Here is a 13,880-nt window from a genome sequence, read left to right as displayed (position 1 = left end):
ATCGGCCCGCCGGGGGGAGAGGCGACCGACCTTTGACCACTCAAGAATGCATCCTATATGCCAGTTTCACGGGTAATCAACGCTCAATGATTGCCGTGACGCCCTGCCCACCGGCGGCGCAGATCGAAATCAACCCGCGCCCTTTGCCCGCCACGTCCAGCAGCTTGGCCAGACTGGCGACGATACGCCCACCCGTGGCCGCGAAAGGATGCCCGGCGGCCAGGGAACTGCCCTTCACATTCAAGCGGCGCCGATCAATGGCACCCAGCGGCGCGTCCAGCCCCAGGCGGGTCTTGCAGTAGTCCGCATCTTCCCATGCCTGGAGCGTGCACAACACTTGGGCAGCGAAGGCTTCATGAATCTCATAGTAATCGAAGTCCTGCAGCGTCAGACCATTCCTCGCCAGCAGGCGCGGCACGGCGTACACCGGCGCCATCAGCAGGCCTTCGGCACCGTTGACGAAATCCACCGCCGCCGCTTCGCCATCGCGCAGATAGGCCAGGATCGGCAAACCACGCGCCTTGGCCCAGGCTTCGCTGCCCAGCAGCACCAGGGATGCACCATCGGTGAGCGGCGTGGAGTTGCCGGCGGTGAGGGTGCCCTTTTCACTGCGTTCGAACGCGGGTTTGAGCGCGGCGAGTTTTTCCAGGGTCAGGTCGGGACGCAGGTTGTTGTCACGGGTCAGGCCCAGGAACGGTGTGAGCAGATCGTTGTGCCAGCCCTCGGCGTAGGACGCGGCCATTTTCTGGTGGCTCTCAAGTGCAAGCTGGTCCTGCTCGGCACGCGGGATCTGCCAGGTCTGCGCCATCAATTCACAATGCTGGCCCATGGACAACCCGGTACGCGGCTCGCCATTGCGCGGCAGTTCGGGCTTGAGGTGATGGGGACGAAGTTGTAACAGGAGTTTTAATTTATCCGCCATGGATTTGCTGCGATTGGCTTGCAGCAGAATCTTGCGCAGCCCTTCATTCACGCCGATCGGCGCGTCGGACGTGGTGTCCACCCCACCCGCGATGCCGCATTCGATCTGGCCTAACGCAATCTTGTTGGCCACCAGCAACGCCGCCTCCAGCCCGGTGCCGCACGCCTGCTGAATGTCATAGGCCGGGGTTTGCGGCGACAGGCGCGAGCCCAGCACGCATTCGCGGGTGAGGTTGAAGTCACGCGAGTGCTTGAGCACGGCGCCGGCGGCCACTTCGCCCATGCGCAGGCCGTGCAGGTTGTAGCGTTCGATCAGGCCCTCCAGCGCCGCCGTCAGCATCGCCTGGTTGCTCGCCGTGGCATAGGGGCCATTGGAGCGGGCGAACGGAATGCGGTTACCGCCAATGATCGCCACACGGCGCAATTGAGTCATGGAAAGCTCCCTTTGTCTGTTATGGACCTGATCACTGAGCCTAGTCGAACGACTGCTACCCTGGGATTGTCAACCCTTTGAACCCCAGCCTTCGGAGAGCGTTCCATGTCTGACCGTTATATCGACTTCGCCAATTCAAGCCTCGGCCATCGTCTGGTCGCCGCCCTTGGCCTGCCGTCACCGGTACGCCTGGAGCGCTGGCAAGCCGGGCGCCTGCGCCCGGTGGACGGTGCGCTGCTGCTGGGCGGCGGCGCGCTGGCAAACCGGGTGCAGGCGTTTGCCAACAAACTCACCGATGCCATTTACAGCTATGGCACCGAGACGTCGACATGGATTCCCGGGCACGGTCCCAAGCTCAAGGCCGTGGTGTTCGACGCCAGCCACTTGCAGCACACCGACCAACTCAAGCAACTGCGAGAGTTCTTCCAACCGCTGCTGAAAAACCTGGATAACAGCGCGCACCTGGTGATCCTCGGCCGCGCTCCGGAAAGCCTCGGCGATCCGTTTGCCGCCAGCGCCCAGCGCGCCCTTGAAGGCTTCAGCCGCTCGCTGGCCAAGGAGCTGCGCCACGGTGGGGTGTTGCAATTGCTCTATGTCGGCAACGGCGCCGAAGACCAGTTGGAAGGCGCGCTGCGCTTCTTCCTCTCGCCCAAAAGTGCGTACATCTCTGGCCAAGTGATTCGCCTGCAGGCCTGCGCTACGCCTGTCGAGGACTGGACTCGCCCCTTGGCCGGTCGCAAAGCGCTGGTTACCGGTGCGGCCCGTGGCATCGGCGCGTCCATCGCCGAAACCCTGGCCCGCGATGGCGCCGAGGTCATCCTGCTGGATGTGCCCCAGGCCAAGGCCGATCTCGAAGCGTTGGCCGCGCGACTGGGGGCGCGCACGGTGGTGCTGGATATCTGCGCCGAAGACGCCGCCGGCCAATTGATCGAACACCTGCCCGATGGCCTGGACATCCTGGTGCACAACGCCGGGATCACTCGCGACAAGACCTTGGCCAACATGACGCCGGAATACTGGGACGCGGTGCTGGCGGTGAACCTCAACGCCCCCCAAGTGCTGACCCAGGCCCTGCTCGACAGTGGTGCCCTGCACGACAACGCCCGCGTGGTGCTGCTCGCGTCCATCAGCGGCATCGCCGGTAACCGTGGGCAAACCAACTATGCCGCGAGCAAGGCGGGCTTGATTGGCCTGGCCCAGGCATGGGCACCGCTGTTGGCGGAACGCGGGATCAGCATCAACGCCGTGGCCCCAGGCTTTATCGAAACGCAGATGACCGCGCACATTCCATTCGCGCTGCGTGAGGCCGGGCGGCGCATGAGTTCGCTGGGCCAGGGCGGTGTGCCGCAGGACGTCGCCGAGGCCGTGGCGTGGCTGGCCCAGCCGGGCTCCGGTGCGGTCAGCGGGCAAGCGCTGCGGGTGTGTGGGCAAAGTCTGCTGGGAGCATAAGCATGCATTGGCAAACCTTAGGCAGTACCCCGTTTCTGCCGCCGCTGTATTGGCGCGCGGCGCTCAAACGCAAGATCACTGGCAGCACCTTGCCTGAACAGGGCTTGCGCTGCAGGGTCAGCGTCAACCCCAGGGACGTGGCGGCCTATTGCAAGGTCTGCGGGTTTATCGACAGCCCGATGTTGCCACCCACTTACCCGCACATCCTGGCGTTCGGTTTGCAGATGAAATGGCTCACCGACACGCGCTTCCCCTTTCCCCTGCTGGGGTTGATCCACCTGAGCAATCGCATCCGCATTCATCGGCCGATGGGCAGCGTCAGTGACCTGTCCATTGGCGTGCACGCGCAAAACCTGCTGCCTCACGCCAAGGGCGCGACCTTTGACCTGGTGACCACCGTTGAAGATTCCCTCGGCCTGCTGTGGGAAGCCGAGAGTCGCATGCTGTGCCGAGGTGTGAAGCTCGAAGGCGAAGCAACGGATGATTCGCAAGCCACATCCGCACAGGTCAGCGAACTGGCCCGCTGGAATGCCCCTGCCGATATCGGCCGCCGCTATGCCCGTGTCTCGGGCGACTACAACCCGATTCACCTCAGCGCCTTGAGCGCAAAATTGTTCGGTTTCCCCCAGGCCATCGCCCATGGGCTGTGGAACAAGGCGCGCACGCTCGCCGCCCTGGCTGAGCATCTGCCCGCCGCCAATATCGAAATAGCGGTCGAATTCAAGAAGCCGGTGCGCCTGCCCGGCGACGTGGTGTTGTTCGCCAGCGCTGCGGGCTCCAGCGGTGATTTGTGCTTGAAAGGCGCGGGCAATATTGAACATATGGTGGGTCGGTGGCGGCCAATCAGCCCATGAATGACTGACAGAGCCCCCTCCCACAGGTTTTGCAGTGAGCTTCAGTGTGGAGGGTAGGCAGAGAGTATCCGGGTGACCGTCGTGCGAACGGCGTTGCTGCGCTCCTGGGGGTTGGGCGTACTGCTCATCAGTTGTTCGTCGCTGCCGCGCCACACCAGTTTGCCGTCCTTGCCGTCGAGCAGGTCGATCTGCAGGGTGGCGACCTTATAGGTGATGTTGCGCGTTTCGTTGTACATCGGCGCGCCCCAGTAGCCGTTCCACGGGCCGCCCCAGGCGCCGCCGTAGTTGGTGGTGACTTGTTGCTGACGGTCTTCGACGATCAGGTAGGCCTGCACGTTCACATCAGCCCGGGTGCCGGCCGCCGCCGGGCGCAGGCCGCGCTGGTCGAGTTGTTCGCCAACGGCCTGGCGGATGCGTTGTTCGGTGAGGTCACTCTTGATACGCGGATCATCGGGGCGGTATTGCAACGCCGGGTCTTTCCAGGCCCAACTGCGGTAGGCGCCGAAATCTCGGCTGGCATCAAAATCGTGGTTGACCTGGCTGGTCTGACAACCGCCCAGCAGCACGACAACGGCAAGCATAGCGATGCGACGAAACATGATGATCTCCAAAACGACCCAGGCTTTAAATGAGAATAGCGGTTAACGCGGAGGATACGCCGCCATCGCCTTTTGCACCGCCTGGCGCAGTGCATCCGCACGTTCGCCGAGGCTGCCCTGGCTGGCGGTTTCAGCACTGGTGCTCCACACCGGTTGGCCAGTGCGCGCGTCGAACAGATTGACCCGCACCACGGCCACCGTCACCTCATAGGTGCGCACGATCGGCGCCGAGTTGTACATGCCGTAGCCGTTGCCATAGCGGTTATAGCCGCCGTAGCCGTAGCCATAGTCGTCCTGGACTTGTCTGAGGCGCTTCTCCAGACGCACATCGGCGCTCACCAACAGGTCGGGCGCGCGCGCGTCATGCAACGGGCGCAAGCCGCGCTGGTCGAGGGCACCGCTGACCGCTTCGGCGATTTGCGCCGAATCCGCCCACGCCGTGCCCGCCGGCAACTGGCCGTTGCGCCAGGCCCAATTGCGATAGGCGCCGTAATCGCGCACCGGCGCCGGGTAGGCGCTGGCATCAAAGGTGCTGGCCGCCTGGGCCGGCGCCGGCGGCATCGGGGCCGAGGCTGCGACATAGGGATTGGGGCTTGAGCAAGCGCCCAGGCCGAGGGATAACAGGATCAAACAGAGACGACGCATTTCGACCTCCGCAGACTGGGCCGCTTAAACCGGACGGCAGATCCAGTGCAAATAACGCCCAAGCCCGGCAAAGCTTGGATGACGACGGTGAGCGAGTTCCATCTCTACAAGGTCCTGAAGATTGGCGCGGGCCTGGAATTCAACCGGCATATAATCGTGGAACACCCGCACCCCACTTTGGCTTTCGACCTGCCACAGTCCCTGGAGTTGCGCCGCCAATTCGCGTGGGTCGAGGGGTTGTTGCGGGGTGAGGCTTTGCTTCTCGCCGGCCATATCGTTCTTGCGCATTTTGCGGAAGTGGCCTTTGAGCAGATTGCGGTAAATCAGCGCATCGCGGTTGTAGAACGCCAGGGACAGCCAACCACCGGGCACCGTCAGCTGATGCAGCACCGGCAGGATCGCATGGGGTTCGGCCAGCCATTCCAGCACGGCGTGGCACAGCACCAGGTCGTAGGGTTCGGTGAGTTGGCCGAGCAGGTCTTGCCAGGGCGCATGGATAAAGGTCGCGGTCTGCCCGGCGTCGGCAAACCGCTGGCGCGCGCCGTCGAGCATCGGCTCGGCGGGTTCGGCCAGGGTCACCTGGTGCCCGCGCTCGGCCAGCCACAGCGACATATGCCCCAGGCCTGCGCCAATATCCAGCACGTGCAAGGGGCGGTCCGGCAGCGCTTCGGCCAGGTCGGCCTGCAACACCGCCAGGCGGATCGCGCCTTTGGCGCCACCGTAGATTTTCTCGGCAAAGCGCGTGGCCAACAGGTCGAAATGACGGTCACTCATGGGTAAACCGCCGCTCGCTGTCGGCCAGTTTGGCGCGCACCACTTCGTTCATGTCCAGGCCCAGTTCGCTGCACAGCAACAGCAGGTACAGCACGATATCGCCGACTTCCTGCCCGGCGTGGGCAAGTTTATCGGCAGGCAACTGGCGCGATTGGTCTTCGGTCAGCCATTGGAAGATTTCCACCAGTTCGGCCATTTCCACACTGGCCGCCATGGCCAGGTTTTTCGGGCTGTGAAACGGCTTCCAGTCGTTGGTATCGCGGATGCGGTGCAGGCGTTCGGTGAGGTGTTCGAGGTTCATGCTGGGCTCCTGAAGGTGTGTAGCTTCGGGGGGATGCGCCTTGAAGGCAAGTGAATCACTTGGAGTGACCTTCAGGCCCCCATCGGGAGGGGCGGTGCGACGGTTCGACTTGCTCCCGACGGCTATTTAATCAACAACGCTGAATTCCAAGCGGGCAGTTTGGCCAGCCTCGTCAAGGACACTGAGCTGATAACGCCCCAACCGCTCGAAACTGGTATTGATAAAGTCCTGATTGGCACTGTCCCCCAGCGGCTCACCGTTGAGAAACCACCAGCGTCGGCCGCTGCCGCCCAGGGCGGAGAGTTTCAGGCGCAGGACTTGCTGGCTGCCGGCGGGCAGGCGTAGCTGGTCGCCTTCGCGGATACCGACAATCGACAACGGCGAAGAGGCCGCCAAGGCCGGCGGCGGGCAGTCCGGGTCGGCCGCCGGGATGCGCGCTTCCCGGCGCTCCGCCCTGGGCAGCCAGGGTTCCAGTGGCGCCGGCCACAAGGCGATATTCCGGGCGACCGCGCCTGGGCAATGGGCATCCACCCGCAGCCCCTTGGCATTGACCCAGACATTGTCCATCAACCCCACGCTCAGCGGTTGGTCCAACGCCTGCAAGGTCGGCGGCGTGGTGTTGTCCAGCGTCCAGGCGAAGCGTTGGCGGCGGCAATTGGGATCGCTGCGGCTCATGGGCTGGCCCAGCGGCCAGCAGATCGCCGCCACGCCGACATTTGCCGGCACCGGTTTCACGGGGGCGCTGATGCCGCGCTGGCTGTCGCGGTTGGTCAGCACGTCGTGCACCTGCAGCATCAGCGGCGCCGCCGAAGCCAGGCCGAACTGACCCGGCACCGGCGTGCCGTCCGGTCGGCCGATCCATACGCCGATCAAATAGCGCGGCCCCACGCCAATTGCCCAGGCATCGCGAAAGCCATAGCTGGTGCCGGTTTTCCAGGCCAGCACCGGGCGCTGTACCAGCTCGGCACGCGGATCGCGGTCCGGTCGCGCCTGGCCACTGAGGATACGCCGCACAATCCAGGCCGACCCTGGCGACAGTAACGGCCGTTCTCTAAGCGTGTCGTCCGGTTGAAATCGCAGGGTCGCGCTCTTGCCGTCGCGGGCGAAGGCGCTATAGCCGCTCACCAGGTCTTCCAGCCGACTGCCCGCGCCGCCGAGGATCAAGGCCAGATTGGGCTCGGCCAACGCCGGCAATACCAACGGCACACCGCCGATGCGCATCTGCGCGGCAAAGCGCTTGGGCCCGTAAGCCTCCAGCAACTGCACCGCCGGCAGGTTGAGTGAACTGGACAACGCCGTACTCGCCGGCACCGCGCCGGTAAAGCCCATCGAGAAGTTGCCCGGCCGGTAGTCGCCGTAACGCCGGGGTACGTCCTGCAACAGCGATTCGGAGTGAATCAGCCCTTCATCCAGCGCCATGCCGTACAGGAAGGGTTTCAAGGTGGAACCGGGCGAGCGCAGCGCGCTGATCATATCCACATGGCCGAAACGTTTGGCGTCGCTGATATCCACCGAGCCCAGGTAGGCGCGCACGGCCATGCTCTCTTCCTCGACCACCAGGATGGCGGCGGAGGTGTGTTCCGGCAACCGCGCACGCCAGCCGAGCAGCAGGTCTTCGAGGCGGCGTTGCAGGGTAGCGTCCACGGTGGTGCGAATCAGCGGCGGGCTGTCGGGGCGGTTCAGGCGGCGCGCGAGCAACGGGGCAAGGCTCGGCTCCAGGCGCGGGGCGAGCAGCAGCGGTTCTTCCAGGGCTTCATCCACGGCCGGTTGCGGCCATACCTGAAACTCGCCCAGGCGGCGCAGCACTTTGTCCCGGGCGGCCTGGGCGCGTTGCGGGTGACGGTCCGGGCGCAGGCGGCTCGGCGCCTGGGGCAACACCGCGAGCAAGGCGGCTTCGGCATGGGTCAGTTGCGCCGGGGACTTGCCCAGGTAGGCCCAACTGGCCGCCGCTACACCCTGCAAGGTGCCGCCAAACGGGGCACGGTTCAGGTACAGGTTGAGAATCTGTGCCTTGGACAGGTGCCACTCCAACTGCGCGGTGCGCCACAGCTGGCGCAGCTTGCCAAGGAAGGTGCGCGGGTGCGGATCGAGCAAGCGCGCCACCTGCATCGACAAGGTGCTGCCACCCGACACCACCCGCGCGCCGGTGAGGTTCTGCCAGGTCGCACGGGCCAGCGCCAGCGGGTTTACGCCGGGGTGCTGGTAAAACCAGCGGTCCTCATAGGTGAGCAGTGCGTCCAGGTAGTACGGCGAGACCTCGCTGGTTTGCACGGGGTAACGCCACACGCCATTGGCATCGGCAAACCGCCACAACGGCGTGCCATCCTCGGCCAGCACTACCCGCGCCAGGTCGTCCTGAGGCAGGGGCAAGGGCCAGATGCGGTCGGCCAGCCACACCAGCGCAGTCACCAACACCACAAAACCTAAAGCCCAGCGCAGTAAACGCCCTTGGATGATTAATCGAAACCTCAAACCGGCAAACCTCTATGCTTGTAGGGAACTAGCCCGTCGCAATAACAACCAAAGGCACAGACACGCCCACCCTCTCATCAGGACACACACATGCAGGTAGAAAGCTTTTTCGAATGGTTGGGCCAGGCGCTCGGTTCCATCATCCGTTTTATCGTCGATGGCCTCAGCGGACTGTTCGGTGCCCTGACCCATGCCGGTGGCAACTTTATCGAAGGCCTGTCCCGCACCCTGGGCATGGATACATCGATCATCAGCATCCTCACCCTGATCATCGGCCTGATGCTGCTGTACTCGGCAGTACGTGCGTTCATGCGGGCGTCGGTGATCATGGGGATTATCTGGTTGATGCTGGGCCTGTGGCTGCTCAGTTGGGTCGTGCACTGATCCTGAACGTGCCACAGTCCCCTGTGGGAGTGGGCTTGCCCCCTCCCACATTCATCTTCATTCCAAACTGAATTATCAGCGGCCCTTGATCACCAGGTCCGCCGGCGTTTCCCCCACCGCCTGCCAGTTCGGCCGGTACATCGACTCCACCTGCGGCGGCGGCACGCGGTAAGTGCCTGGCGTCACAGCACGCGCCAGGTACAGCAGGTGCGTGGTGCCATCGCTCTCCAGGTTGATCGCCGCCACATAACGGTCATCGCGGAACTCCTGATGCTTGAGCGCCGCGTTCTGCATCGACTCGCGCCACTCCTTCACTTGGCTGCTGGCGTTTTCCAGGCTGGCGGCGCTTTGCGCCAGGTTCTGGTTTTCCAGTTCCAGGCCGGCGGGCAGCAGGTCGACCACCAAGGCATCTGGCACACGCTGCTTGGCACTGACCGCCAGATGCACCAGTACCAGGTCACCGCTGTTGAGGTTGCGCAGGTTCAGCGGCTGGCCGTTCATGCCCAGGTATTCGCGGCGGATGCTCAGGTTGTCGCCACCCGGTGCCGGGGGCACCTGCGGGTAGCCCGAGATCGTCAGTTGTTGGTATACCGGCGTATCGCCTTGATTGCCCAGGCTCAAGTCGCTGGACAGCAGTTTGTCGTCCAGTTGCAGCGTCGATTGCTGGTTGTTCAACTCACGCACGCCGCCGCTGCCAGTCAGCGACACCTGCCAGCTCGCCTCAGGCTGGGCAAACCCAAGCCGCCCGGCAAGGAACAGCGAATTGCGTTCCTGGGTCGACAGGTACGGGCTGGCCGCCAACTGGTCCGACAGGCTGAACAAACGTTCCTCGCGCTTGCCCTTGGCCAAGTCATTCTCTTCCAGCAAGGCCAGGATCATCGCCTGGTCCCGCAGCGGGCTGCCATAGTCGGCCAGCCATTCCTTGGCGCTGCGCTGCGCCGCCAGACCGGCCTGCAACGCTTGGTCCGCGCGTGGCTGGTCGCCCATCTTTTGCAGGGCGATCGCCAACTGCACCAGTGGCAACCCGGAACGCGCGTCGCTGCGCCGCTCGAAAATACTGCGCAACGCGCCCAACGGCGCCTGCTGACTGCGCGCCAACACCATGCCTGCATAGGCCTGCACGGCAAAGCGCGTGTGTTCGGCGTTGTCGCTGTAATCAACCTCGATCAGGTTGCGCTCCTGCACATACCGCAACAGGCGTTCGCTGGCCTTCTTCAGCGCTTCAGGCGGCACGGCGAAGCCCTGGTCGCGGGCGCGCAACAGGAAGTCGGTGACATAGGCGCTCAGCCAATACTCTTCTTCGCCATCGGCGCCCCACAAACCGAAGCTGCCGTTGTAGCGCTGCATGCCCAACAGGCGTTCGATGCCCAGCTCGATCTTGCGTTTACGCTCGGCATCCGGCTCGCCCTTGATGCTCAGGCGCTTGAGCAACGCGTCATCGGCATACAAGGAGGGATAGAGGCCGCTGGCGGTCTGCTCCAGGCAACCGTAAGGGTACGCCTTGAGCGCTTTGATCTGTGCCCCGAGATTCAGCGGCGGCCGGCTCGACAGACTCAACAGCGCTTCGCGCCCCGAGGTATCGAATTGATCAAGGGTTCCGGCAGGCAAGTTCCACGGTTCGCTTTTAAGCACCGCGCGGTAATGCTTGAGCAGCGCCGGGTAGGCAGGGCGCACGCCCAAGGTCCATTCACGGCTGAACGGCGGCAGGTTTTCACCCGGCAGGTCCAGCCCGTTAACTGTCACCTTCACCTTGCCCTGGCCCAAACCGCCCCAGGCTTTGACCGGGATGCGCAACGTGGTGCGCTGGCCTTGCTTGAGTTCAACGGTTTGCGCGGCACTGTTGACCAGCTCCAACTGGCCGTCGGCACTCAGTTGTACCTCCAGTTTCTGCGCCTTGCCCGACAGGTTGGACAGGTCCAGCGCCAGGGTGGTCTGGTCTCCGCCCGCCAGGAAGCGCGGCGCCGACAGCTCGGCGATCAGCGGCGCGGCGATCACCGTCTTGGCTTCGGCCATGCCATAGCGATCATCGCTCCAAGCCTGGGCCATCAGGCGCAGTTCGCCGTTGAAGTCAGGGATATTGACGCTGACTTCGCCCTCGCCTTTGTCGTTCAGGGTCACCGGCGCGCTTTGCAGGGCGACGATGGTCACGCTGGTGTCCGGGCGCTTGCCGCCCTTGGCCAATGCCGCGTCACCACCGAAGGCCAGGCTGGCCAGGCGGCCCTGACCGGCTTCGATCAACTGGCCGTAGATATCGAACTGGTCCACACCATAGGCCTTGCGGCCGAACAGGCTGGAGTAGGGATCGGGCGTCGGGTACTCGGTGATATTGAGGATGCCCACGTCCACTGCCGCGACCAGCACATGCACCTGCTTGGGTACGCTGCCGTCGGCATTTTTGGCCGCCACTTTCACCGTCAACGGTTGTTTGGGGCGCATTTTTTCCGGCGCAGTGAGGGTCACGCCGAGCTTGCGCTGGGTACGGTCCAACGGCAGATGCAGCAGGCCCACCGCCCGTTTGGGGGTGATATTGGCTTTGCGCTCGCCGGGACGAATCACCAGCGCACTCACGTACAAGTCATGGCGTGACCATTTCGGGTCGAGCTTGACCGCAAAGCTTTTGCCTTCGGCCGGCACGTCGATTTCCTGCCACCACAACGGCCCTTCGGCGGACTCCACCAGCAGGTAGCCTTTACCGGCGGCGGGCGGCGTGACGGTGACGTTGGCGGTATCGCCGTCGCCATACGCCGGTTTATCCAGCGCCAGCTTGACCTGATCGGGGCGCATGGCACCGCCTTCGGTGTTGTCCTGGGCCTGGTAACCGGCCCAGAAACGCAGGCTGCTGACCAAACCGGTCTGCGGGTCCTCGACTTCCACGCGGTACGGCCCCCACTCCACCTGGAAGCTGACCTTGGCGGTGTCGCCGGCCTTGATGTTCAAGGTCTGCTCGTCGAGGTTGAGGAATTTCTCGTTGTAGTGATAGCTCCAGCCGTCGCTGTCCGAGTAGTTCCAGTAGTAATCGCGACGCTCACGAACCAGGCGCACCTTGAGGTTCTGCGCGGCGAGTTTCTGCCCGTCCGGGTTGGCCAGCAGCACTTCGAATTCCGCCGGGCCATCGCCATTGGTTTCAGTGCCGTCAAACAGCCCACGCAGGCCCGGCAACCGCTCGGCCGGCCAGATCGGCTGCACCAGGCGCCGAGTGATCGGCCGCCCGCCTGACTCCTGCAGGCTGGCCTGCACGATCAGTTGCAGCGGCGACTTGGCCTCGGTCCATTTGCTTTCCAGGGTCAGCTTTTCCTGGCCCTTGGCGTCCAGTACGCTCTCGTCCAGTTCGAAATCCTGGCTCAGCTCCTCTTCGGTGACTGAACCAAACTGGTAACCCGGCAAGGCCTTGACCGCCTCACGTAACGGCCGCACATACACTTGCCCGCTGACCCGATTGCCGGAAGCCGGCGCGCCGTACAGGTAGCGCCCGTTGACCTGAATCACTGGGTTATCCGCCGGGCTCAGCGGCGTGTCGCTGCCCTTGAGTTCCAGCGCCAGACGCTCGGGCAGGAAGTCTTCGACGAGGAATTCATACAGCTGCGGCTTGCCATCGCCCAGGTCAAACACCAGCTGCCAGCGCCCGGTCGGTGCTTCGCCGGCCAGTTGCAGTGAGTATTGATAGAGGCCGGACGCGTCGGCGTCCCACACGAACTTGCGGCTGACCTGTTCGTCCGGGCGGCGCACTTCGACACTCACCGGTTGCGGCTTGACCGCCTTGCCGTCCTTGTCGCGCAGCAGCGCATTGAGCAGCACGGTTTCGCCGGGGCGATACAGGTCTCGTGGACCGAACACAAAAAATTGCAGCGGGTGCGACGGCTGGCCGCCGATATCGAACTCAGCCAGGTCCAACGCGGCGCTGTCGAGGCGCAACAGGCTGGTCTGCTCGCCCTGCTTGGCCAACAGCACCTGGGCTTTTTTCGGCAACGGCAACTCGGCGTGGCCGCCCTTCTCGGTCTTGCCCTGGCCCACGACGCGGCCGTCGGCATCTAGCACTTCCAGGTCCACGCCATCCAGCGCCTTGCCGCCGTCCAGGGCCTGGGTAAACACATCCAGGCGATTGGCGTAGCGGTGCACCGACAGGCCGATATCACTCAAGGTAAACAGCGTGGCCGGTTGCGAATAGTTGTAGGTGCCCGAGGCGCGCATCACCGCCAGATACACGCCCGGCTGCTGCAGTTGCTTGAGGCCGGCGATGGGCAGCAACAGGGTTTCGCGGGTGTTGCGTGCCGGGTTCAGGTCGAAACGGCCGCCGTAGACCAGATCGGCCAGCGGCAGCAATTCGCGGGACTCATAACTTTGCAAGCTGGTATTGCGCCCCCATTGCGCCAGGAATGACGGCAGCGATTCGGGCTTGATGCGGAAGAATTCGACGTCGATCTTGTCGACGTTCAGCGCGATCACCGGCAGCCCTTCGGCCAGGCGCGTGGGCAACAGCGTGCCACGGCTGGCGAAGCCGACGGTGGCTTGCAGGTCGCGGGTTTCCAGGCGGGCGGTGTACTCGGCGGCGAGCTTGTTATCGTTGACCGCCTTGACCCCGGCGTCCACCGTCAGCACCAGTTTGCGCTGCGGTTCGAGATGGCGCAGGCGCAGTTCCATCAGGTTATCGGACAGTTCCCAGGCGCCGTCGACCTTGCCGGACTTGCTGTCCACCAGATGCAGTTTGTCGGCGAATTTCTGATCAGGGTCCAGGGGAATGGAAAAACTCACCGACAAGGTGCTGGCGCCGTCCAACTGCACCTCGGACACGTCCACCACGCTCAACTCACGCCCGGCGTAACGCTGCTTCAACGCCGCCACATCCACCGCCGCCTTGACCGGTTTCGGTGTGGCGGTCGTGGCCGCCGCAGGCGCTGTGGGGGCAGCCGGTTTGTCGGAAGAATCGCAGGCACTCAGCATGGCCAGCGCGCAGGCGAGAAACAGTCCTTTGTTAAGCATGGGGCACTCATCGTCAGAGGGAACCGGGGGGGTGAACTATATATCAGCGCCGGCACAGCCGATGTGGCGCT

General features: G+C 64.0%; 10 protein-coding genes. 3 read left to right on the top strand and 7 right to left on the bottom strand.

The features are described 5' to 3' along the window. Positions 1–76 precede the first annotated feature (76 nt). Positions 77–1,354 (bottom strand): acetyl-CoA C-acetyltransferase, encoded by a 1,278-nt coding sequence (locus PSH66_RS03320; protein WP_305428356.1) that lies wholly within the window; start codon positions 1,352–1,354, stop codon positions 77–79. A gap of 105 nt (positions 1,355–1,459) precedes the next feature. Between PSH66_RS03320 and PSH66_RS03315 the strand changes: the two genes are divergently transcribed. Next, the gene (locus PSH66_RS03315) at positions 1,460–2,803 is read left to right on the top strand and encodes a 3-oxoacyl-ACP reductase (RefSeq protein ID WP_003171505.1); all 1,344 of its coding nucleotides are present in this window, start codon (positions 1,460–1,462) and stop codon (positions 2,801–2,803) included. 2 nt (positions 2,804–2,805) lie between these two features. Then, a complete protein-coding gene (locus PSH66_RS03310) occupies positions 2,806–3,657 on the top strand; it encodes a MaoC family dehydratase (RefSeq protein WP_305428355.1) in 852 nt (283 codons plus the stop codon). Positions 3,658–3,698: 41 nt separating this feature from the next. On the opposite strand, the gene PSH66_RS03305 is transcribed toward PSH66_RS03310, so the two are convergent. The 5 genes from PSH66_RS03305 to pbpC form a co-directional block, all read right to left on the bottom strand. Further along, entirely contained in the window at positions 3,699–4,256 is a 558-nt protein-coding gene (locus tag PSH66_RS03305) for a DUF4136 domain-containing protein (RefSeq protein ID WP_305428354.1), read from the bottom strand. 42 nt (positions 4,257–4,298) lie between these two features. Continuing rightward, complete coding sequence (locus PSH66_RS03300; RefSeq protein WP_003171500.1) at positions 4,299–4,901, bottom strand: DUF4136 domain-containing protein; 603 nt, start codon at positions 4,899–4,901, stop codon at positions 4,299–4,301. A 24-nt stretch (positions 4,902–4,925) separates the two neighbouring features. Continuing rightward, positions 4,926–5,675: a methyltransferase gene (locus PSH66_RS03295; RefSeq protein ID WP_305428353.1), complete on the bottom strand. Its 750-nt coding sequence runs from the start codon at positions 5,673–5,675 to the stop codon at positions 4,926–4,928. After that, positions 5,668–5,976, bottom strand: a complete 309-nt coding sequence (locus PSH66_RS03290) for a MazG-like family protein (RefSeq protein WP_003171497.1) — start codon at positions 5,974–5,976, stop codon at positions 5,668–5,670. The genes PSH66_RS03295 and PSH66_RS03290 overlap by 8 nt, the downstream gene beginning before the upstream one ends. Positions 5,977–6,102: 126 nt before the next feature. After that, positions 6,103–8,394, bottom strand: a complete 2,292-nt coding sequence (gene pbpC, locus PSH66_RS03285; RefSeq protein WP_305429568.1) for a peptidoglycan glycosyltransferase PbpC — start codon at positions 8,392–8,394, stop codon at positions 6,103–6,105. Positions 8,395–8,538: 144 nt separating this feature from the next. Between pbpC and PSH66_RS03280 the strand changes: the two genes are divergently transcribed. After that, positions 8,539–8,832, top strand: a complete 294-nt coding sequence (locus PSH66_RS03280; RefSeq protein WP_003171495.1) for a hypothetical protein — start codon at positions 8,539–8,541, stop codon at positions 8,830–8,832. Positions 8,833–8,907: 75 nt separating this feature from the next. Here the strand turns inward: PSH66_RS03280 and PSH66_RS03275 are convergent, their stop codons facing one another. Beyond that, complete coding sequence (locus PSH66_RS03275) at positions 8,908–13,809, bottom strand: alpha-2-macroglobulin (RefSeq protein ID WP_305428352.1); 4,902 nt, start codon at positions 13,807–13,809, stop codon at positions 8,908–8,910. Positions 13,810–13,880: the final 71 nt, after the last annotated feature.

This window comes from Pseudomonas sp. FP597, from assembly GCF_030687435.1.
GTDB classification, from domain to species: Bacteria; Pseudomonadota; Gammaproteobacteria; order Pseudomonadales; family Pseudomonadaceae; genus Aquipseudomonas; species Aquipseudomonas lactucae.
Note: the sequence above shows the minus strand (reverse complement) of the source record. Positions and strands in the feature narration are given on the sequence as shown.